Origin of the sequence: Nocardia violaceofusca NBRC 14427 (assembly GCF_963869435.1) — a bacterium.
GTDB classification, from domain to species: Bacteria; Actinomycetota; Actinomycetes; order Mycobacteriales; family Mycobacteriaceae; genus Nocardia; species Nocardia aobensis.
Genome location: NZ_CAWMPM010000008.1, coordinates 1 through 23,862, shown reverse-complemented (window position 1 = coordinate 23,862; position 23,862 = coordinate 1). Strand labels below are relative to the sequence as shown.

The window sequence follows — 23,862 nt, the reverse complement described above, 5'->3', positions numbered from 1 at the left end:
ACGCGTCAGTGAATCTCGCGCGTACCCGCGCCGTTCTCCTCATTGAATGCGGCGACCAGATCACCGCGTTGCGCGAACGCCCGGGCGGCGGCGCTGCGCGCGGTGGACACTACCACCTGCTCGAATTCCGCTGGGGTGAGCCGATTCACCAGCGGTGAGAAAATGAGATCGAGTAATGCGCCGTTACCGTCCACCTCCACCGTGACGGCACCGTCCGGTGAGGTCTCGCGGGCGCGCACAGCCGCCATCCGATCGCCGAGATCGCGCATGCGTTCCAGTTGCCGCTCCGTGCGGGCGACCAACTCGTCCATCACCGAAACACCGTTCGGGTCGGGCGGATTCGCCATCTGCTCCCCCTCGTTCGCGTTGTCTCCGGCCTCGTGGGCTACCACTCCACCGACCTCAGCCAGCTCTGCGGCTCCGTGTCGTACTCCTGCTCGTCGATCAGTTCCTGCCGTTCGACCTGCTCCGCCGTGGGCAGTCCGGTCAAGGCGAGCAGATCGCTGCTCACTCCGGCCTCGGCGAGTTGCCGTCGCCGTGCGAGTCCGGCCCGATCGGCCGCGCGCGAGCACAGCCGGAGCAGTTCGGCGGCCAATTCGGCAGGGTCGCGGCGCAATTCGCTCGCTTCGATCGAAATGCGCAGCGGCAGGCCCTGTTCGGTGGTCTCGACCGCTATCGCGCCCGATCTGGTTGTCGCGGTGGACATCGTGCTCCTCGTTCGTCGGTCGGAATTCGGCTCGTCCGGCCGCGGGATCAGACGCGCTCGTCCTTGATCGCGCGGACGACGGTGATGATCTCGGCGTTGACGGCGGCGATCAGTCCCTGCCGGTCCACGCCGGTGGCGGTGCGCGGCGGGCCCGCCTGGATCACGTAGCGGCCGTCGCCGGACAGGTCGCGCCAGTCCAGATGGCGGACCGTACGACCACGCGGGCCGAAACGCGAGACGCCCTGGGCGATTTCGATCGTCCCGGAGCGTTCCGGGACGATATCGAGAAAGCGCTGCCCGGCGGCGTCGGCGGGCTCGTCGTAGCTGTCCCACAGTTGCGGGGCGCCGCCCGCGCTGTCGGCCGATATGTAGTGCGCTTCGGCGGCGCCTGCCGCCGATTCCGGATCGGGCGGCAGCAGGATGTGCCCGGAGACGCCCGCGTCGACCGGCGGCAGCGCATCCGCGACCATATCGGCCAGCCGCAGCGGATCGCACTGCACCATCGTGAATCCCCCGGCGTGCAACAGGGTGCGGCCGGGCAGCTGGGTGAGCAGGTAGCCGCGGTCCTCGCGCCGGGCTGCCAGCAGGCGGACCACCCCCTCGCCGCGATGGGGGTCGTGGCCGTCGAATCCCGTGACCAGGACCGCGAGATCGGGCCGGGTGCAGTCGCGCACCGCGTCGAACAGGGTGTGGTCGGGCCGCGCCAGCATCCGGTCGCGCAGCCGCGTGCATTCGCGCTGGAAGTCGTCCTCCAGCGGAATGTCGGTGGTGTAGACGAATGGACGCGGTGGCCCCTCGTCACCGAAATGCCGCCACAGGACGACGAATTCGAGATCGGTGAAGCTCCAGCTGCGTGTCATTTCTCGACGACCGGTTTCACGACCACGGGCGCATCGCCGAGCGCGTCCTCGAGATGCTCGACCGAATCCAGATAGGCGGGCCGCTTGTGCTCCTTGCCCTGCTGATTCTGCGCGCCCGCACCGGCCGCCCCCGGCGATCCGGGAGTGCCGGCCATCGGCGCGGCGCCGGCCCGGCCGGTCGCGGAATCGACGGTGTTGGCACTCAGCGCCGTGCTGAGCGTGCTCGCCCGCGGGAACAACTTGGAGGCCTGCGCCAGATCGCGACTGAGCGCGGGCAGCCCCGGCACCCCGGCACCGCCGCCGGGCACACCGCCACCGCCGCCGCCCGCACCGCCTCCGGCCAGGGCGGACAGCGGATCCGAACCGTCCATACCCGGAATACTCAGCCCCGGAATATCACCGAGTCCGGCCTTGGCGAGCGCGTCCTGCTGCTGTTGCTGCGTCAGGGTCTGGGCAACCTGCTGGAACGCCTGCATCAACTGCTGCACGCCCTGCTGCGCGGCCGACATCAGCTGCTGGACAGCGGACATGACCTGCTGCTGTTGCTGCTGTTGCTGGGCGGCCGCCTGCTGCTGCTCCTGCTGCTTCTGCAGCTGTTCCTGCTGCTTCTGTTGTTGTTCCTGCTGCTTCTGTTGCTGCTGCTGTTCCTTGTGCTGCTGCTGGGCTTCTTTCTGCTGCTTCTCGAATTCCGCGGCCTGTTTCTGCTGCTGCGCCAACGCCTCCCGCTGCTGCCGGGCCGCCGCCTGCTGCGCGGCCTTGGCCTGCGCGTCGTCGGGTGTGCCGCCCGGAGTCGTACCGCCCGGCGGGGTCGAGCCGCCGGGTGGGGTGCTGCCGCCCGGCGGGTTCTGACTACCGGGCGGGTTCTGACTGCCCGGGGGATTCTGGCTGCCCGGTGGGTTCTGGCCGGTCGGGTTGTACGGGTTGGCGGGAATCTGGCCGAATGCCGCGGCGGCCGCGGGCAGTACCGGGACGTGCGACGAGGACTGGTTCATCCCGAAGACATAGGTGCGCCGGAAACTTTCGCGAACGGTTTGGATCCACTGCTGCTGCGTCTTCGCGTCGGCTTCGTTGTTCGGCGGCATGCTGTACTGGGTCTCGTTCAACCACCCAGAGCTGTAGACGAGCAGATCGCCGGTGCCCCTGATCGCGGTGGACAGCCCCGGGATGCTCTTGCCGTAGGCCTGCACCGCCGCCACCGCGGTCTCCTTACCCGGCCCGCTCCACTTGTCGACGGTCACCGAGTCGATCTTGTTGAGCAGATCCGAGTACACCTTGTTCACCTCGGTCGCCATCCACCACCAGGTGCCCGCGTGGTTGGCGAGATTCTCGGCCACCTTGTTCACCCGGATGTAGTTGCCGACCTGGAACAGGTCGTACCAGCTCATGTAGTCGGGCGCTTCGGGACTGATGGTCGAGGACTGGAACGACTGCAATCCCGCCTTGTTGTCCATCGCGTTGACGGGATTCTTCAAATCGTCGGTGGTCCCCGGCACTTTCGGCGGATCACCCATCGGATCCAGGCCGTCGGCGTCCCACATGTAGTCCGGTTTACCGCTGACGTTGTCGAGCAGCGCGGAGTTGAAGCCGTCCATCTTGCCGTAGGCCTTGCCGGCCGCGATGAACGTGTCGATCATCTGGCCGAGGATCGTCTTGTGGTCCTCGAAGACCGTCTTCAGATCGGTGGCCTCGGTACCGAACTTCTTGCCCAGCGCGGTACCCGACGCGAGATTCGACACCGGCGAGCCGGCGGTGAGGTCGTCGGTGTAGAGCTGCAACGTCTTCAGCGCGGCGATCGTGCTCTCCGCGGCCGCGGCCACCTCCAGGGCCACGTCCGGCTCGAACTTCAACGCATCCTTGCCGGACGTGTGGTTCTTCGTGTAGTCACTCAACGCCGGCCACGGATTACCCGTAGCGACGGGCGTAGTCGGATCGGGCGCCATCGGTCGTGCTCCTCGAATTCGATACCAGCGGACGCGGCGCGTTCACCCCGTCGGCGATACCGGCCGGAGGTGGTCCCCCGTCCCGACCGGTATGCCGAATAGCAAGTCCCGCATCATCTTTCGAACATGCTGCGACCTGCGAGCAACACCGGCGGCAACGGCGGTTGAACGCGGGGTGAAACACCGGCGGCGAGTGTCATCCGGCCCGCAGGGCGCCGCGCCGCTCCCGGAACCGCTGTTCGAAACCCTCGACATACACCGACGGCGCGATCGAGGACGAGGACTGTTCCAGCACGCCGTCGTCGGCGACGTAGAACACGGCCCGCCCGATCGCCACCTCGTCGGGTTCGGCGGGCACGTACACCATCCAGCCCACCGAGATCCGATCCGCGTGCAAACGATCCAGCGGATATCCGTCCGTCGCGATCCCGGCCTCGTCGAGATGACCGCGCACCCGCTCGAGCGCCTCGGGCTCGGGTAGCGGCGCCGGACCCGTCGACGTCGCACCGGCCAGCGTGAGCTGGTTGAAAGCGCCGTCGACATCGAAGCCGCCGTCGTCGCCGAAGACGGCGACCAGGGTCTCGCGGGTCACCACATTCGCCTCGGCTGCGGCGACCAGCGTGTCCACCGCGGAGCGCAATTCGTCGTCGGCCTCGCCGTCGATCAGGCCACGGATGACCTGCGCGACCGTGGCCGAGGTCCACACGCCCGGCAGCGCGTCGCTGAGGTGATCGGCCGACGGCGACTCACCGCGATACCACCGTCCGTCCTCGAACCAATAGCAGAACGACAGCAACCCGTCGCCGAAGCGCGGATTGAGCACCGAATTCGACACCCATTCCGGTGCACCGGCATACAGTCCCGGCAGCGGTGCGCCACCGTTGTAGGCGGCATCGAGCGCCGGCGCCTCCCACACCCCGCCGGAGAGTACGGCCCGGCCGCCGGGCAGGAGATACAGCGTGCTGCCGCCGCGCCGGGCGCCCTCGAACCAGCCCAGCGAGGGCAGTACGCGCGGCCCCCACTGTGATCCGGCGGCGACGAAGGCGGCCGCCATCACCGCCCACCGGCTCCACAGTGTGGACAGATCGGGAAAGTCGTCATCCGACACCTCGGGCACCACACCCGCGGCTCGATCGGCGCGAGCCTGCCGGGCCGCGACCGCCGGCGGGCGGGACTGCCGGTCTCCGTGCCCGATATAGGCGCCCAGCCAGACCGGCACCCGATCACGCGGATACGCCTGCAGATCCGCCAGATACGCCTCCGGCGCCAGCAGTTGATCGTCGGGGAACGGTTCGTCGCCGTAGTCGTAGTCCACCTGGAGATGTCCCGCCCGATCCAATCGGACGAACAGGCGCCACCAGGGACCGCTGGCGAAGGCCGCCGACAGATCGCGGTGTTCGCGCACCAGCTCCAGGACGGAGTCGGGCGGATCAGCGCGCAACATGCGGTCCTGGTCGTCGGTGAAGACGACCTCACCGCCGCCGACCACCACCGTGATGGCGAAGACAGCGGTCAGCTCGTGCCAGCCCTCGGGCGCGACCGCCGCCAATTCGCGGGCGATCCCGTGCGCCAATTCCCGGGCGCGAGCCTCCGGATCCACTGCCGCCGCGACGGATTCGGGCTTGCCGCCACCCAGGGTGAAGCCGACGTCCGGTTCGTCGTCGGAGGCAGAGACCGCTTGGTCGTGCGACGGGAGATCGGCCCGGTCGTCTGCGGGATCCGGTGCGGAGGCCGCCGGTGTGCTGACCGGTCGGACCGACGCCGGTGTGGCATCCGGATCGGATTCCGGTTGCGAATCGGGATTGTGCTCATCGGGGCGGGTCACGTCGCGGTGTTCTCCTCGTTCGCGTCCATCGTCCGGCGCGGCCGGTTGCGGACATCCTCATCGGTGCGATGCTCGGTAACAGTGTGCGGTGCTGCGCTTTTCACCGCACACCCCGGACTTCGGCGAAGATCTGCGTACGGCGGGCGGGATTGTCGAGCACATCGCGAATCCACAAGCCGAGGTCGAGTTCCGGTTTGCGCTGGCGGTAGCGCACCGTGCACACCGCCAGTCCCGCCCGGGTCACGGTGAACTCGGTATGCCGACGCCCGGCGCGCTGCCAGTGCACGATGACCGCCAGATCATCGGCATCGATCAACTGCCCCGCGACGCGCAGGAACAGCCGATCCTCGGTGCGGAAGAAGACGAACTCCACGCCGTCGAGATCGCCGTACACCCCACTGAACGGGCCCATCGGCTCGGCCGACTCGTGCAGCGACCCGGTGAGCGGATCGACCTCCGCACAACGATGACCGTTGAACTCCTGCACCAGGATTCGGGACGGTGCGGCAGTCGGCGCGCCGGTCGGGTGCGCGTGGTGACGTGCCGGAGTGGAGGCGGAGGCCGCGTTGTTGCCGTTCGGCATCGGTGGTGCGAACGGTGGGAAACCGTTCTGCGGGAAGTTGTTCTGCGGTTGGTCAGCCGGAACCGGTTGTACCTGAGAGTTTCCCGTTGCGCCGACGGCCGGATCACCGAGGGAGAACGGGCGATCGACCGGGAATCGCCGGTCGTGGACATTCCCGTATCCGGCTCCCGGATCGTATCCGGTGCCGCGGTGGTTTCCATTGCCGTACCGGTCGGCGGCGCCAGGGCCCTGCTCGACGCCATGATCCGGCGGGATCGCTGCGTGTGAACCGTCGGATACATGCGGTTCAAGGGCCGGCTGCTGCGGAACCTGCTGTGGGATAGCAGGTTCAGCCGTATGAGGCAGCGCCCCCAGCGGTGCACCGAACGGGTTGAGCCCGGTCGCAGCGGGGTTCACATTCCGCTCGGTACCCGCGCTCGGCAGCGGGAACGGTTGCGAGGCGGCATTGCCCGGGGCGACTGCGTCCGAAAGCCACGGCGGTACCGGGATGTTCGGGTGGGCCTGCGAACCCGGCAGATGGTGGTGGTGGCCGTGATGATGGTGGTCACCATGCTCGTGGCCGCCGTGGTCGTGACCCCCGTGATGACCGTGGCCACTGTGGTGGTGGTCATGACCGTGGCCGCCGTGCTCGTGCCCACCGTGGCCGTGATCCCCGTGATGGCCGTGGCCGCCGTGGTGGTGGTCATGACCGTGGTCGTCGTGCTCGTGGCCACCGTGGCCAGGATCCCCGTTGTGGCCGCGGCCGCTGTGGTGATGGTCGTGGCCACCGTGATCGTGGTCATTTCCGTCGTGGTCGTGATGACCGTGATCATGCCCGGGGCCGTGCCCTCGGTGATCGGGGTCGTGATCGGGGTCGTGACCGTGATGGTCGTGATGGTCGTGATGGCCACCGTCCGGGTCGTGATGACCTACGCCGGGCTGTCCCGGGCCGGGCTTTCGCGGTGGCTGATGCGGCGGTGGCTGATGCGGCGGCGGCTGATGCGGCGGCGGGGTCGGAATCGGGGCGGGCGGGAGGTTGACGTCGATGCGCTTCGGTGTGTAATCCGGCCACTCGAATTCGGCGTCGTGCGGGACGTGCGGGACCGGCGTGATGTACGGCTGGCGCGGATCGCGTGCACGCGGGTTCGCGCCGCCCGCACGATCGGGCTCACCACCGTCCGGCGGCTGCTGCCCCGCCCGCCGGGCGGTACCCGTTCCGCCCCCGGATTCCCCGGCGTCGGCATCGCCCGGCGATCTGCGAGCCGTATCCGATTCGCTCCCTTCACCTTCCGAAGCGAGGCCGGGGCGCACCGGTGCTACCGGCCGCTCTCCACCGTCGTCGGCATGCCCCGGCCTGCTCCGACTGCCTTCCGGAGCTTCGTCGGTTCCCGCCTTACCGGCCTCGGTGTCGTCCTCATTCGGCCGACTCTCCGCTTCGTCGAGAACACCGTCGGCAGCACCAAGGTCCCGATGCTCGCCGCCGACCGCACCGTCGGCACCATGCGGTGCGCGGGGCGCACTGTCGACACCACCGGCCCCGCCGGACTCCCGACGTCCACCGTCGGGAGCGAGGCTCGGCGTATTCGCTGAATCCGCCTCATTTTTCGCGGTACCGCCCGGTTCGGCACCGGCTTCTCCGGGCGGAGGATCGGCGGGTGCCTGCTCGTCGCGGTCCGGTCGGTGCGGTGCGGCACCGGTCTCGTCCGGAGCGGGCGGAATGCGGTGGGCATTCGATTCCGTCACGGGCGGCGTGGTTCCGGAGCCCGGTTGCCGCGGACGCGGCGCCTGGGGCGGCGCTTCCAAGGCGGCGACGAAGGCCCGGCCCTGGGAATCCACGGTCAGGCGGAGGTACCGGATCTCGACGTCCGGATCGGCCAGAGCCTGTGCCAGTTCCGGATGAGCGACGACGGCGGCATCGAGTACGGCACGGTGCGGAGACCCACCGGAGCCGTCGGAGCGCAGGCCGACCACGATCACCATCGGATGGTCGCCGTCGATGATTCCGACCCGGTTCGTCACCGGCCGCGCACCCTGCGCCGCGAGGAAATCGGGTCCGGCCACATCGGTGATTCGCTCGGTGAGGGCGAAGACCCGGGTACGTACCTCCTCGTAGGCTCGTGCGGCGCGCTCCCGCTCGCTGCCGGTGGCGGCGTCCCGTTCGGCGCGCAACAGGCCCAGGTCGTCGGCGAGACGGGCACGTTCGGTCGCGAGCCGCTCGACTTCGGTTCGGCCCGAGGACAATTCGTGTGGTTCCATCGGCCCGGGCTGCCGCAGCGGGCCGTCGCCGGATGCCGGCCGGCCCTCACCCGGATGCGGCGCCACCGCACCACCGGAATCCGAACCAGGGCGATCCGGGCGATCCGGTTTCACACCGCTCGCGCCCGTATCCCCCTCGTCCGTGCCGCCTTCGTCCGGACCACCGAGAGCGGGCCGGGCCCGATTCGTCTCGCCGGCCCGCTCATCGGGCCGGGCCGCGCCGAGGTCGTCCAATCGGCGGGTGAGATCGCCGCGCAGGCGCCGGAGAGTGTCGGGCAGTTGCCTCGGCTCGACCGCGGCTTCGGGTTCGCCGAGGCGTTCGGCCCAGACGAAGCGCTCGCCCGGGTCGGCGGCGTCGGCGAGCTGTTCCACGCGGCCGGCATGCAGCAGCAGATCCAGCAGCGGGTCTCGGGCACCGGGGGCGGGCAGGGCGCGCAGCGGTCCCGCATCGCGCGCCGCCAATTCCTTCAGTGCCGCGACCGGATCGCGCGGCAACCCCGGGAAGCGTTGCCGCGCACCGGTTTCGTCGAGAATCTCGGCGGCGCGGCGTTCGCGCGGTGAGAGCCACGACGGGTCGGGCGCGGGTGCGTCGACCGCGTACGGAATCCGCGACATCCGCAGTGTCTTGTCGCGGTCGTGCTCGGGCGCATCGGGCGGCAGTTCGTCGGGATGGACCGGCACGCCGTCGCGGATCACGAGATGTCCGCTCAGGCGGCGCCGGTTGGTGTCCCAGTCGTACCCGTGCCGGGCCGCTTCCAGGTCGGCGTCGTGCCAGGTGGCGTCGTCGTGGTCGGCGAGGTACTCGGCCTCGACGTAGGCGTCGTCGAGCAGCAGCAGATCTTCGTTGTACGGCGTGGTCCGGCCGTCGCCGTCGCCTTCACCGGTGAGCCGCAGCCAGGCGTCGGCCACGTGCGGGAGCCGGTCGTAGGTCTTCTTGACCATCCGGCCCGTCGGATCGGCGTGGTCGCGGACCCACATCTCGTTGCGCATGAGGTGGTCCTTGACCAACTGGATGCGCTCGGTCAGTTCCGCGCGGGTGAGCGGAGTGCCGTCCGGATGCCGCGCCAGGTTCAGCGCCTCCAGCCGGGCGCCGCCGGGATCGGCGGGGTCCAGCAGCGGATCGCGAGCCCGGGTCAGCAGGTCGACGATCCGGTGCACATCGGCATTGCCGGCATCGTCGGCGAATCCTCCGATCACGCGATCGGCCCAGCGCTGCACCGCATCCCAGCGCGCGACATCACGGTCCTGACGCGGCGTGGACCACTCCACCCGGTCGCGGGGCGGCACGTGATCGGCGGCCGACCACGGTCGATGCGGCGGCTGCAGATCGATCCGGGGCCCGGCCCGCCAGCCCTTCCAGCCGCGGAACGAGCGCACGACCGGGATCTTGCGCAGCACCGGATGATCCGGATCGAACGCGCCGTCGGGCAGCCAGGTGGTGTGTCCGCGCACCCACTCCCCGATCTCCGGCCGGCGCTGCAGCGGACCCAGCACCCACGGGTGTTTGCGAGCCATGTCGTAGAGCTGCACCCACCGCTTGCCGATGGTGTAGAGCGCGCCGTCGAGCGGCATGCCGTGATGGGCCTCTTCGTCCCAGCCCGGCGGCGGTTCCGGTTTGGGTCCGGGTCCCTGATGCCACCACAGTTCGGCGCGGCCGGCTTCGCTCAGCGTCAGGATCTGCTCGTAGCTCAGTTCCGGCCAGTGATCGGTGAGCAGCCGAAGTACCAACGGCTCCACCATGTTCTGGAACGGTTCGGCGCCGAGTGTGCCGCTGAATCCGTCCGGCATCTTCTCCTCGCGCTGCCGGTACGGGATGTGGGAGTTGTCCGTACCGCCGAAAGCCGCCCATCCCTTGGGCGGCAGCCGCCAGCCGTCGACCTCCTTCTGCCAGTATTTGTCCAGCTTGGTGCCGCGTGGCAGTTCCGGCTGGTAGGCACGGAAACCGCGGGCCTGGCCCTCTCTCGTGTCGTGCCACTGTCCGTCGGCGCCGCGCCAGCGCACCATCGTGTCGCCGGCGAACGGCAGAGTGTCCTCGCCCAGGCGGCCGTGCGCGGGCAGTCCCGTGCGCTCGATCTCCACCGGCGCCATGGTCTCGACCCGAGCGCGGATCTGACCGGCGCCGTCACGATCGCCGCCGGTCAGTTCACCGGTGACCGTCAGCCGATCGATGGTGGTGGCCGGATCCTTCAGCAGCGGAGCCAGATCGGGATGCCGGGCCAGCGCATCCAGCAGCGGCGCGTCGAATCGATCGTCGGCGGGCCGGCGCGGACCGGCCGGATCGTCGGCACGGCCCGGCACGTCCGGATGGTCGAATCCGGCCCGTCCGGCGACGACGATGAAGCGCGCCGGGCGGGCGCCGGTACCGTCCTCATCGGGTGCACGACCGTGGTCCAGCCACACGTTCTCGCTGATCCGGCGCAATGCCGGCGTCTCATCCGTGCCCACTGCGGCCCGCCAGTGGTCGGCGACGGCCTCGGGCCACGCACCGGTGAGCGCGACCCGCTCGTCGTTGAAGTGGTCGATCCGGTGTTCGGCGCGCTCCACCGCTTCCTCGGCGTCGGCGAGCCGGCGCAGGTTCTCCGGTGTGCGCTGCGCGGGATCGTCGAGAAGCCTCGACAGCTCATCCCTGATGCGGCGCAACGGTTTCGCCCGCTGCACCGCCGCGCGATGGTCGTCGGCCACCCGGCCGAGTTCGTCGCGGACCGCCTCGGCCTGCGACGCGTCGTGGCGGGCGCCCCGCTGCTCCAGATCGTGGATCTCGCGGTCGATGGCGTCCAGCCGGTCCTCGAAATGGAACAGCCGGTCCAGCGCCTCGGCCAGTTTGTCCACGTGGTCGGTCTGTTCGCGCTCCTGCTCCGGATTGAGCTGCTCGTGCCGGGCGACGTCGGGACTGTCCGGGCCCGCGCTGTCGCTGACGTAGCGCCCGGTGTCCGCGCGCAACTGGCGCAGAGTTTCCGACCAGCGGTTGCGGCTCAGATCCACATCGCCGAACGGGTCGGCGCGATGGTCGACCTTGGTGCGCCAGAACTCGAGATCGGCTGCCACGTGAGCACGTTCGCGCACCTTGGCGTCGAGAGCGGCCTGCGGATCGGCCACCGGCGCGGTCTCCGCCGGTCGGGGCCGCTCCGCATGCGGCTCGGCCGAGTCAGGCGCTTGCGGCTCGGTTCCGGTCCGCTGCGGCTGCTCGAGTTCGGCGGGCCGGCGGCCGGCCGCGTCGAGTTGCGATGGCGGCTGGTGCATGTCGTCGAACCGAACGCGGCCGTCGGCATCCACGCGAACCTGCCGGAACACGAATTCGCCGTCGTCACCGAGCACTGCGCGGCGGACAGCGGGATCCAGGACATGATCCGGATCGGCGCCCGGCGCCACCACCACGAGCCGGTCCGGTGCGCCGTCGCGGCCCGGAACCAGCCGCGCCACTTCCGGTTTCGGATTCGCCGGGTCCACGGGGCGTCCGCCGGCGTCCAGCGGAATGCCGTCGTGGCCGGCCAGGACATCGCGGGCAGCGAGTAGCGCGGCGTCGGCCGCCACCCGGTCACGCGCGGCCACCAACGTCTGATCGTGCACCCGCAACAGTCCCAGCAGGGCCTCGCCGAGCGATTCGGTCTCCTCGGCTCGCGCTTCCTCGGCGCGGCGGTCCTCGAAGAACTTCCGCAGATCGGCCCGTGGGATGTCCGCGCGGTTCCACAGTTCGTCGGCCCGCGCCCGGCGCCCGACGATCAGATCGCGTACCGCACCGGCCAGCTCGCGCGGCCGCATCCGCCACGCGTCGTCGATGCCCAGATGTTCGGCGAGCTGCACGATCTTGGCGAAGTTTCTGTCCACCTGATCGTTTCGCCGGCCCAGCTCCGCGCCGAGGTCGCGCAGCTGTCTGCGCAACGCCCGGGTGCTCGGCTCGTGTTCGTGCTCGCCGCCGGCGATCCAGTCACCGGGACGGCGCGCCGGAGCCGGCCGCGTGGCAACGGGTTCCGTCGACACCGGATGGTGCTCACTCACCCAGATCCGGCCGTTGTGGTCCAGTTCGAGCCGGTAGTAGACGGCGTCGAACCCCTCGGCCGCATGCCGGACCCGCTCCCGCGCGGGCAACCGGAGCTCCGGATCGCGGCCCGCGCCGACACCGACCCACCGGCCGCGCTCGCCCGGTGCGCCGTCCACCCGCATGTGGTTGGGGGCGTCGAAGCGGAAGCGGCGATAGGAGACGCCGGAGATGCGCGGGCCGCGATCGTCGAAACCTGCTCGCAGCTGCAGCATTTCGCGTTCTGCGGCATGCTGGGCGGCGGCCCGGCGAGCGGATTCGTTCGCCGCCGCCGTGCGATACCGGTCCACCAGCTCGACGCTCGCGCGGCGCTGCCGCTCGGAGATGGGGGCGCGATGGTCGTTCACCGCATCCCGGACCGCACGTTGCAGTTCCGGTCGCGACAGCCCGTCCGGATCGACGCCGAATTCCCGGGCGAGCCGCTCGAGCCGGCCCAGGTCGACGGTGCGCCGATCGTTGAGTTCGATGGACAGTTCGGCACGCCGCTGGGCCGGCGGTGCCAGCCGATCGCGGATCGCATCGGCGACCTGATGGTCGGACGGCAGCGCCACACCCAGGCGCGCGGCGCGCCGATCCACCTCGAGCCGGGGCGCGCCGCGGTCGAGATCGCCCAGCAGATCACGCAATTCGTTCCGGATCGCGGGCGCGGTGCCGGCGGCATCGGCGGTGCGGGCGATCGTCTCGCGCAGGATCTCGCGCCGGATCTCCTCCGGCCGCAAGCCGAGATCATGAGCACGGGCGGTCATTCGCGTCCAGGCGCGGGCCCGCGTGGCACCGGCATCCGCCAGATCCCGCAGCGCCTTACGCAACGCACGCGTCACCGGACGATGCTCACGCTGCGGACCGTTCTGCTCCCACGCCTCACGCGCGGGCCGTTCGCCGCCGTGCGGCGCGGGCGGGTCCGACCGGCGCGGAAGCGGCAAAGTGTCCGAATCCTGTTGCACCGGCAGGTTTTCGGCGCTATCGCCGCCGTCCGTTGGCGGGCTGCCCTCGTCGGAACCTCCACCCGCCGGAGGCTTACCACCGGCGCCACCGTCGATCCCACCACCGGCCGCATCGGGCGCGGGTTCCGCGTCCGCCTGCGGCGCCGCGCCACCGGGCCGGTCGCCACCCGGCTTCGCGGGCGAGCCACCCGTGCCGTCGTCACCGGAATCGGCACCCGGCTCCTCGCCCTCGTCTCCGCGTTCTTTCGCGGACCACTCGTTGACAGTCGGCAGCTCCGCACCGGGCTTCGCGACAGATTCGTCACCAGCCGCCACAGCACCTTCATCAGATGCGCTCCGGTCGTCACGGTTCGCGGCAGAACCCTCCCCATCGGCGGTCCGCTGCTCGGCACGACTCACCACGGAGCCTTCTGCATCCGGCGCGTCGGCGTCACCGGGTTCGGTGGCAGGGCGGCGACCGTCGCCGGACGCTCGCTCGCCGGATCCCTGTGCGCGCTGGGGGTTCGCGGCCCGCAGTTGCCGTTCTTCGATCCGGGCAGCTTGGTAGTCCCGGGCGGCGCGCATCGTCTCGCGGCGCAGGCGGTACAGCTCGTTCAGCCGCTGCTGGGCCCGATCGCGGGCGGCGGCCCACTGGTCCGGACGCAGATCGTTGCGGGCGATGGTGGCCTGATGGTCGGCCGACTCCTCCTCGATCCGGCGGAGGATCGCCGCCTCCAGATCGCGCGCGTTGCCGTGATCGGAGAGGCCGAGTTCCCCTGCGATCCGGCGCAACTCGTCGTGCGCGGCAACCTGCCGGGCAAGCGCGGCGTCGATCTGTCCGTCGTCATCTGCCTTCGGTGCGGGCTCACCGTCGGTCACCTGCTTCGGTGCGGCGACGTCTCCAGGCCCCGGCTCGTCGGCGTCCGACTTTCGCGCCGCAGCGTCTCCGCCCTCCGGCTGAGGACCGTCCGGGATTGTCGCCTGTGTTCCCAATTTCGATTCGGCTGCAACGTGTTTCGGCTCGCCGCTCGATGGCGGAGGAGACGGATCGGCGGGCCCGCGGTGGTCGCCGACGATCTTCCATAGCCAGTCGGCGTGCTCGGCGGCTTGCCGCGCCTCCCATTCCGCTTGATCGGCGCGCATCCGAGCGGCCCAGGACCGGGCGCCCTCGGGACCGTCCGGATCGCGCGCGACCATCTCGTCGGCGAGTTCGCGCATGCGCACGGCATGCCGGGCCGCCATGCGCGCGTCCCAGCTCGCATTCTCCGCGCGCATCCGCATGCCCCACTCGGTGGGCGATTCGATACGCGGAGGTGCGGTCGCATCGGAATCCACACCATCCGAGTCCCCGCCCTCGGGCTCCGGCGGTTGCGCCCCGTCGCCCGGTGAACCGGGCGGCTTCGACGGAGGTCCATGCGGCGGAGCGGCGGCCGCGCCGTCGTCGCCTTCGGACAGCTCCACATCACGTTCCACGGCGGCGCGCAGTTCCGCGTCCAGATCCGCGACCCGCACATCGTTGTCGTGGAATCTGCGTGTCGCCTCGAACAGCGCGTCGTGCCTGCGCGAGAACTCCTCGAACCGCCGTCGATAGTCGGCGAGATTCTCACCCCGGACGGTGCGCGAACCGAGTTCACCGAACAGATCGTGCAGGGCCGAGCCGTCTTTCAGGCCGTCGGACAGCAATTCCTCCGGTGTGACGCGGAGTTCGTAGGCATGGTCCTCGATATAGCTGCGGGCCCGTTCGCGCTCGGTCCACGCCGCCGCCCATTCCCGGCTGATCCGATCGATGGTCGCCTGCCGGTTCTCCGGCAGGTCGGCGACCGCCTGGTGGTAACGATCGTTCAGTTCCGCCAGCGCCCGCAGATCGGCGGCCCGCTGCCGCACCTCGTCGCGCAGTTCGCGCTGCACCTGCTCCCGCTGCGCCGGGGTGAGCCGCTCGTGCTTCTCGATCTTGCCGTCGCGGTAGGCCTCGTAGGCCCGCACGTACTGTTCCGGCGTGGCGTCGGTGAGGTCGTGGCCGAGCAGCCGGGCCCAATCGCGATTCGGCCGTGATCCGGACGCGACCGGCTGATCCGGGTCGGGCGCGCCGAACAGTCGCTGCCCGTCGCCGATGACCTCCCGCAGGTGGGTCAGCGCCTCCGGATCGTGCATCGGCACTTCACCGTCGAACACCCGCGGGTCGGTCCCGGGATCGAAACGCAATCCGTTCGTGAACGGGTCCGTGTCCGCGAGGGTCCGGACGAAATCCGCGAGCGCCGCGGCGGTGCCGGGGTCGCGGAGCCGCCCGCGGATCAGCGAGGTCAGCTCACCGGGGTCGATTCCCTGTGGATTCCGCTGATAGTCGAGTTCCTTCGAGTACTTCTTCGGGAAGACGTCCTTCGGTTCGCCGCCGAGAGCGCGCACGAGGTTGTCGCGGGCCTCGACCAGGTGAGCCGGATCCTCGCCGCGCCCCTTCAGATAGCTCGCCAGTTTGTCGTAGTACTTGACCAGCTGCTCGACCTGCTGTTTGCGCAGCGCGTTGCGGGTGCCGCGGTCGGCGATCGAGTCGGCGACCCGCTCGGGTGTCGCGTGTTGCGCGTCGTCGATACCGCTGGTCTGCGCGAGCCGGTCGCGCGCGTTGGCCAGATCGTGGAAGGTCTCGATGGCGTCGCTGCTGCGCGCGTGGTCCAGCAGCGCCTCGATCTGGAGGGCGCGCAGGTCGTTGGCGCGAAGTTCGTGTTCGATGAGTTCGGATGTGATCTGGTCGGGGTCCAGGCCGAGCTCGCGCGCGAGATCGTCTCGCACGGAACGGATTCGCTCGGGGGTGCGGGCGTGCGGCGCGACCGGGGCAGGCTCGGCGGGCGGCTGGGTGACGTGCCAGTTGCCGTCGGCGTCGTGGACCAGCAGTCCGTCCAGATGCCGGCCCTCGACGTCCACCGAGATCGCCCGTCCCTCGATATCGCCGAGGTGACGGACGTGCGCCTGATTGTTCGCGTCGACGACGACGGTCCACTTCTCCGCCCGCACCTCACCGTTGTTGAGGCGCGCGGCGAGCCCGGGATGGCGATCGAGCGCGCCGGCGAGCGTCTGTTCGTGGTCGCCGTGCACGTCGAGGATCACCAACCGGCCCGGCTCGCCCGGTCGCTCCGGCGGCAATTCCCGGACATCGCTGGCGGGGAAGCGGTCCCGGAATTGCGCGACCCGGTCGGCGAAATCGCGGATCGCCCCGGCTCGTTCGTGCACTCCGTCGCGCAGGTCGTTCAATGCGCGGTCGAGCTGATCCGGTTCGAGCCGGGACAATTCGGCGGCGAGCAGGTCGGCCCAGGTCGCGCGCTCGTCGCGAATCTGGTCGCGCCGCAGCGCATTCTCGAAATACGTCCGCAGGCCCTGGTCGCGGCCCGACTCGTCGTCGGGGTCGTATTCGATGCGCTCGTCCGGGTTCTCGACGTTCAGCACGTCGAAGTCGCGGCCCGATTCGGCGCCGTTGTTCACGCCACGCCAGTTCAGCAGGCCGGGATCGTCACCCTGGGCGATGATCACTTCCTTGAGGAAGCGCCCGAGCGGATTGTGGTCGGTGATCGACTGCGGCCGGTACGGGATATCGGCGTGCTCGGCGTTGTAGCGATGTGCCGCGTCGCGCAGGGCTTCGATGACGGCGGCCCGGCGTAGATTCTGGTATTCGGCGGTATCGAGTGCGCGGCGCAGCGTTTCCGAACTGATATCGGACAGATCGACGCCCAGACGATCGGCGGCGGCACGCAAATCATCGGCCGGATTGCCCTGCGGCGCTTCGGGTTCGCCGAGTTGCGGCGCGGCACGGCCGGGTAGGTCGTGCGGCTGCGATTCGTCGACCAGATGACCGAGGCCGATATCGCGCAGATACTTGTGCATCGCCGCGACCTCGGCGGGGTCCGCGTCCTCGTTCCAGTACGCGTACTCCCGCCCGTCGCGGGCGTGCATCGGAATGTGTTCGCCCGCTTGCAGATCCATCCGAGCGATGAGGTGGTTCAGCAGCGGCGCGTGCTCACGGTTGATCCAGAGGGTGAACGACTCCTTCAGCAACCGCGCGTAATTGATGCTGATGTCGTGGTCGCCGAGGGTCTCGAGCGCGTGAATATCGAACAGATGCCCGAAATCCTCGGTCATCTCGGTCTGATATTTGCCGTCCTGACCACTGCCCGACGGATATTTCGGATAGTGCCCCTCGTACCCGCCGGTGAACCGCTGCCACAGCGAACGCAGCCGGCCGGGTTTCGCCGGCTCGACCTCACCGCCGGCCGCCTGCTCGCCTTCCCGGACCGGCTCCACGGACTCGACCCGCCACCGCCCGCCGCCGTCGGCGACCAGCCGCAACCGCACGTGCTCACCGTCGACGGTCACGACGACCTCACCTCGCCGCGGTGGCTCGCCGGGGGCCGCACCCGGCGTAGGCGTCTCGCCGGGCGGACGACCCGCACCGCCGGCACCGTCGGGCAACTCCGGACTGTCCACGTGCGGTGCGCCGTCGACCCCTTCGGGATGCCGGAAAAGTACTGTGACGCCGGTGTTCTCGCCCAACCGTCCTTCGAGCCCGGAATCGCCCGGCAGATCCGGATCCCCGAAGGTGACCTCGGTGTAGCCCAGCTCCTCGGCGAGGGTGCCGGTGAAGGTCCGGCGCGCGGCCTCCTGCGGCGTGAGCCCCTCCTGCACTCCCGCGTTGAAACTGTCCAGATTGTCGGTGAGCGCCCCGCCGTCGAACCATTCGGCCTGGATCGCCTCGACGCGGTCGCCGAGTTCGTTCATCAGATCCCGGAACATCTCGCGCCCGGACGGAGTATCAGGGCCGACACGCACCTCGACGTGCAGCACGCCGCTCTCGGTCACCCACCCCTTGATGCCGTAAGCGGTGTCGCCGCCGTAGTGGTTGGCATAGCTTGTCCCGCCCCCGTCGCGCTGCTCGGGCGGACCGGCCGGCGGGCGAGGCGGCTGCCCGGTGGGCGCGTCCTCCCGGGGCGGATGCGCGGAATCCCATGCTTCGCCGTAACCGTGCGCGTAACTCGCACCGCCGTCGGGCGCGTGATCACCCATGGCCGGGCGGATCGCATCGACGCCGGCCTGGTTCGCGATCCGGTCCAGTTCGGCGGCCCGCGTCGTCGCATCGCCCGGCAGATCGTCCCGCGCGGCCGCCCGTTCGCGAGCCGCGGTGAACGCGTCGCGGTAGATCCGCTCGAGCGGGCTGGTCGCGATGTCGTGGCCCGCCTCGCGCAGCTGCGCGAGCGCGTGGTATTCCATTGCGTGCGCGTCGGTTTCCTCGTCCAGCATGTGCGAGACGTAGTCGTCGCGCGACATCCGATCGCGGTCGAGCACACCGTCGCCGGTGCTGCGCTCGTGCGCCCGCTCGGCATGGATGGCGGCATGCACCAGGGCGGCCATCTGCTCGCCGTCGGTGCCCCCGATGTCGAGGGTGAGCCGGTTGCGCGCGGGCTCGTAGCGATGACCGCCGCCGGAGTCGTGTTCGATGGTCACGCCCCGCGCGTGCAGGGTATCGACCGCCCAGGCGCCCACCGGCACCTCCGCCAGCTTCCGCCGCAGCTCGCCGATGATCGCCTCGGACGCCTGGGCCGCGAGGTCCTGCGGCTCCACGGGTTCGGCGGGATCGTCTCGAGCGGGCCCCGGCTGGTCGACCCGCTCGTAGCGGATCTCGCCGTTGTGGCGGGTATCGACGTTCAGGTGTTCGGCCTCGGCACCCGGGCGGGCCAGTCGTTCTACGATCTCGGGCGGCGCCGCCCGCATGACCCGCTCGTGATCGCCGGGCGCCGCGGCGACCATGATCCGGTCCGGCTCACCGGGAATCACCGCGAAGTGATCGCCGACCAATTCCGCACCCGGGGCGTCGGCGATCATGTCGCCGAGCAGCCGCGCGACGTCCGCCGCGGCGCTCGCCCGCAGCCGGTCGACCTCGGCCAGGGCGTTGTGCCGGCGATCGACGAGATCCGACATCCGCCGCAGATCGTGGGCCAGCCGCTGCAACTCGGCACGGCGCTCGGGCGCCAGCCCGTCGCGCCCGAGTTCGCGGCCGATGGTGCGCAGCTGATCGGAGATCAAGTGCTGCAACATATCCCGGCGCATCGTCGGGTCGTAAGGAATGCGATCGGCCACCCGATCGGCGACGTGGGCCAGCTCCTGCGCATGCTCGTTCAGGCGGACGGTGGCGATATGCCGTTCGAGAGCGGCCGAGCGGATGCGGTCGCGGACCACCGGATCGTCCGGCACGTAGCGGATGCTCCGATCGGTCGGCGTGCGGGCGCCGTCGTGCGCGCGATCCCAGATATCGCGGTAGTGATCGGCGTAGGTCCGGCCGCTGTCGTTGGGCGGGATATGTTCGAGGTAATTGCGCAGATGGTCGACCGCCACCTCGTGCGCGATCTCGTGCGCTCCCGTGCCCTCGAGTCCGCGCAACGCGCGCTCGTAGGCATGGCGGTAGGCGACCTCGGCGGGATGTTCGGCGATGTCGTAGCCGAGTTCGCGCAACTCCGCCGCCAACTGGAATCGGCGTCCGGAGGCCATCGCCTCCTCGTGCACCATCTCGCGCACATAGTCGTCGCGCGAGAGCTCGAGAGGCCGATCGGCGGGCGATTCGCCGTTGAGATACCGCTCGGCGTGCACGCTCTCGTGCGCGAGAGTGAGTGCCTGAGCGATCTGGCCGCGTCCCTCGGCATACAGAACCGCCGTGATGTCGCGGCGCCGGAACGACCCGGATCTGCCGTCGCTGTGCGACCCCTGATCGATGTGCTCCCGGTAGCGGCGGTCGGTGAGTTCGCCGAGAATCCTTCTGCCGGTGGGTGTTCGGAGCAGCAGTTCGTGGACGCGTCCGACATTGTCGTCGAGCGCCTGCCGGATCCGCACGGCGGACGGATCCTGCTGTCGCGCAAGCGCTTCGCGGTGTTCCGGGGTGAGCGGATGGATGGGACGCCCACGGTGGTCGAACAGGATCATGTGGGTGTCGTGCAGATCCGCGGGCACGCGCGCCGGGTGGTCGGTCACCACCCCCGTACTCGGATCGCGCACCACGATCCGCCCGCCGCCCTCGTGGACCATGACGTAGGCGTGCGCACCGACGACTCGGCGGCCCGGACCGGCGTGATAACCGTCGACCACCAGCGCCGACGCCCCCTTGCGCATCCGCGAGAGGCGCCGCGCGATCGCGTCGTGGTCGCCGACCTTCACCATCCGCCCACCGGCGTCGGCCTGCACCTCCGCGGCGGTCATACCTTCCGGCCCGACCGCCCGCTCGGGCAGCCGGATCGTCTTGCTGCCGGTGAGATCGCGAATCAGCTTCAGCGCCAATTCGGCACAGCGACCGCGGGTCGACTCCGGACGAGCGGAGGCCGGTTTCGCCGCTTCGGGCGCACCGGCGTGATCGGACTGCTCGCTCCGCCCGGACCGCACCGGCTGATGATCACCGACCTGCGCCGGCATCGGCGGGGCCCCGGGCACCAGCTGGTCTTCGGGCCGGTCACCGTTCGCGTCGTCGCGGTCGTGCCGGGTGCCTTCTTCGCCGGACTCGTCGCGGACCGGTTTGCGCACCGTACCGTCGTGGTTCGTATCGACCGCCGGGCGCCGTCGCGGTTCGTCAGGTGCAGCCGATTTCTCTTGCGTGCCATCATGTTCCACGCGCGAGTTGCCGGAGTGGGACCCGTCTCGCGCCGGATCGCCGGTGTCGTCGCGCGGTGTGCCCGCGGCGTCGTCGGCCGTATCGTGTCGCACCCCCGGCTCGTCCGTGCGGTTCGACGCACCCGCATCCGCATCGCGGGGTGCGGCCGCATCGGCGTCGCGAGGGACCGACGAGTCGGCGTCGCGCGCGGTAACGGACTCGTCTGCGCTTCGTCCGGTCTGGTCGGACTCGTGGGACGGCACGCGCTCGTCGTGCGGGAGTGCACCATTCGAATCACGCGGACCGGCATGTTCGGCATCCCTCGGACCGGCATGCTCGGAAACTCGAGGCTCGGCGCTGTCGGTCTCGCGCGGGCTGGATGTGTCGGCATCACGCCGCTCGGGGTCCCCTTGTGCGGGCTCGGCCGTATCGCGCGGATCCTCGCCGTCTCTGCGCGCGGTATCGGCAGACTGCTCCGCCGGATCGTCGGAACGTTCGGTCCGATCACCCTGTGCCGCATCGTGGTCGGCGGTCTCCGGTTCCTCGGCACGACGCGTTCCGGGCTCGTCCCCCACGGTCGTCTCGTCCCGCGTCCCGGCCTCGTTACGTGCAGCGGGCTCGTCACGGGTCTCGACCTCGTCGCGTGTTCCGGCCTTGTCACGCGTCCCGGCCGCTTCAGGATCGTGGAGTGGCGTGGACTCGTGGTCGGGGGCTCTGGTCTCGTCGCGGGCGGCTGCTCGGTCCGGCCTCTGCGCGACGGGCTGGTCGGATTTGGTTGGCGTGCGGGTGGTTTCGGGGCGTTCGCCCGCACCGCGCGGCGGTTCGGTACCGCGTCCCTGGTCGGTGCGCGGTCCGGCACCGGCGCGGTCCCGTGGCTGGGCGGTCTCGCCACGGTCTCGCGGTTGGGGGGCTTCTCCGCGGTCTCGCGGCTGGGCGGTGTCCGCGCGGTCCGGTTTGGCGGTGATCCGCTCGCCCTCGCTCCCGCCGGCTCGGCTCGCGGCGCGCGGGCCCTCGGAGTCGCCGACCTTGGCCTGGACGCGCGGATCGGCGGCGGGGCGGGCCGCGGACGCGTCGGCCGCACCGGCTCTGCCTTGTGGCCGAGCGTCGGTGGCGGAACCTCGGCCGAGATCGGAGGCGGCGCGGCCGTCGGCGGCGGTTCGGGCGTCCGGAGTGCGCACCTCGCCGGTCCGGGGAGTCTCGGTACCGCCGGACGCGGGTCCGCGGGCGTCGATCGGCGAGGCGCCGGAAGCTGAGGTGGATCCCGTCGATGCGCCGGTTGTCGCGCTCGAACCTGTCGACGCTCCGGGTGCGGATGCGCTCGGACCCGACGACGCGCTCGGGCCGGACGACGTACTCGGGCCGGAAGAGGCGGCCGGACCCGACCCAGCGGCGGAACTCGCCGACTCGGCCGGGCCGGACGAGGGGGAAGGACCGGCCGCCGCACCAGCTTCGCTCGCGGCAGAGGTGGCGCCCGACGCATGGGCTGCCGATTCCGAACCGGGTGTCGTTGCCGGAGCGGCGGTTTCGTGCGGGCCGCCGCTCAACGAGCCAGTGGTGTCCACGGTCGTGGAGTCGTGTGCGCCACCAGGCACCTCGTTGCGGGCCGGTGGAGTCGGTGACGAGTCGGATACCGGACCGCTGGATGTCGCGGATTCGGACGGCGAACTGGCCCCCTCCGACCCGGAACGCGCCGCCGAAGTTGACGGTCTGCTCTCGGTGGTTTCCGAACGATCCTGTGGCGCAGTCTGTTCCGGCGTGCCACCGGTCTCCGATGCCGGGCGCTCATGCGTGCCCGCCGTCGTTGTCGGCGCACCCGCGTGGCTGTCGTGACCATTGGTCACCGGCCCGCCGCGCACGGGCCCGGAAGATCCCCGCTCGCCGCCCGCACCGGCAGTTGAATCACCGTGTGGCACAGCGCCGTTGCCGTTGGCGAGATCGACGTGCGCGTTCGGCACGGTGCCGTCGTGGGTGACACCGTGCAGGTCCCCGATATTGCCCAGATCGGCGCGCGGCGCGTTCAGTTTCCAGAACGGTGAATTCTCGAAATGACTGTGCGCGAAATTGTGATTCAGCGCCGACGCCCCGCCCGTTATCGCACCGGCGCTGAACATGCGCCAATCGACGTGGGTGTTCTTCAGGTTCTTCAGCGCGGTATCCAGATCACCGTGTGCCAGATCGGAGGCGAACTGCCAGCCGACCGAGCCGCCGAAGGCCGCCACCGAGTTGACCAGGCCCGATCCGGCACCGATTCCCGCGCGGGTCAGATTGACGCCCCATTTCGAGGTGACGTCGCCGACCTCGTTACGGAAGGCGTTGCCGAATTTCTTGCCCATCGCCTCGCCGAAGGCGCCACCGGCGGCGCCACCGACACCGGCGGCGAAGGTGGTGACCTCGAGCTGCTGCCAGTCGATGCTCTTGCGGTGCCCCTCCCACACCTGCCACTGTTGCACCGCGAAATCCTGAATCGCCCCGAGGGCCGCGTTCAGCAGCACATGCCGGAACATGAAGCGCACCAACGCGTTCTCGGCCAGCCGGCCCGCCCAGCCGGCCATCGCGTCGAGCATCCGGCGCATCATCATCCGCACCGCGACGCGGGTCGCCACGATGATGCCGGCTTCCTCCGCGGGCGCGGTCGGCGGGAAGATCCATACCGCCGCGATATCGGCGGCGGTGATCACCAGCGTCGAATAGAACATCAGCTTGGTGTATTCGATCTGCGTACCGCCGCCGTAGACCGAATCCCCGACCTGATCGAAGTATCCCGCCAGCGCCTCCAGCGAATCCTTGCCGTGGCGCATGCTGTCGAATGTGTCGATCATCTGCTGCTGGCCGTCGCCGGATGGATAGGCGGCCAGCGTGGCGGACTTGGCGTCGTCCATCAGGCTCAGGATTTCGCGCAGCTCGCCGGCGGCGGTGTGCCAGTCGCCCGCCAACGCCCACATATCGTCTTCGTTGCCGTGCGGCCATTCCATTCCGATGGCCGCACCCAGCCACTCGAGCCAGCTGGGAAACTCGATCATGCGCCGTTACCTCGGGTCACCAACTGGAGTCGGTGACCCGGTGTTCCGGTTCGACCGGATAGGTCTCCGCATCCGCGAACCGGAGCTCGTCCGCGCCGTAGGCGGCCGTGCGTTCCGGCGAA

The 23,862-nt window shown here is 70.2% G+C and carries 6 protein-coding genes; all 6 read right to left on the bottom strand.

The window, feature by feature from the left end; translation table 11 throughout:
- Positions 1 to 5 precede the first annotated feature (5 nt).
- The 6 genes from AC5592_RS07970 to AC5592_RS07945 all read right to left on the bottom strand — a co-directional run bounded on the left by AC5592_RS07970 (position 6) and on the right by AC5592_RS07945 (position 23,740).
- Positions 6 to 392 (bottom strand): YbaB/EbfC family nucleoid-associated protein, encoded by a 387-nt coding sequence (locus AC5592_RS07970; protein WP_232329255.1) that lies wholly within the window; start codon positions 390 to 392, stop codon positions 6 to 8.
- A complete protein-coding gene (locus tag AC5592_RS07965; protein ID WP_036498233.1) occupies positions 386 to 706 on the bottom strand; it encodes a hypothetical protein in 321 nt (106 codons plus the stop codon). The genes AC5592_RS07970 and AC5592_RS07965 overlap by 7 nt, the downstream gene beginning before the upstream one ends.
- Before the next feature lie 47 nt (positions 707 to 753).
- On the bottom strand, positions 754 to 1,566 hold the full coding sequence (locus tag AC5592_RS07960) for an ESX secretion-associated protein EspG (protein ID WP_063063839.1): 813 nt from the start codon (positions 1,564 to 1,566) through the stop codon (positions 754 to 756).
- Positions 1,563 to 3,506, bottom strand: a complete 1,944-nt coding sequence (locus AC5592_RS07955; RefSeq protein WP_063063838.1) for a hypothetical protein — start codon at positions 3,504 to 3,506, stop codon at positions 1,563 to 1,565. Before AC5592_RS07955 ends, AC5592_RS07960 begins: the two co-directional genes overlap by 4 nt.
- Positions 3,507 to 3,702: 196 nt before the next feature.
- Positions 3,703 to 5,331, bottom strand: a complete 1,629-nt coding sequence (locus AC5592_RS07950) for a hypothetical protein (RefSeq protein ID WP_084506463.1) — start codon at positions 5,329 to 5,331, stop codon at positions 3,703 to 3,705.
- A gap of 100 nt (positions 5,332 to 5,431) precedes the next feature.
- Entirely contained in the window at positions 5,432 to 23,740 is an 18,309-nt protein-coding gene (locus AC5592_RS07945) for a WXG100-like domain-containing protein (protein ID WP_063063837.1), read from the bottom strand.
- Positions 23,741 to 23,862: the final 122 nt, after the last annotated feature.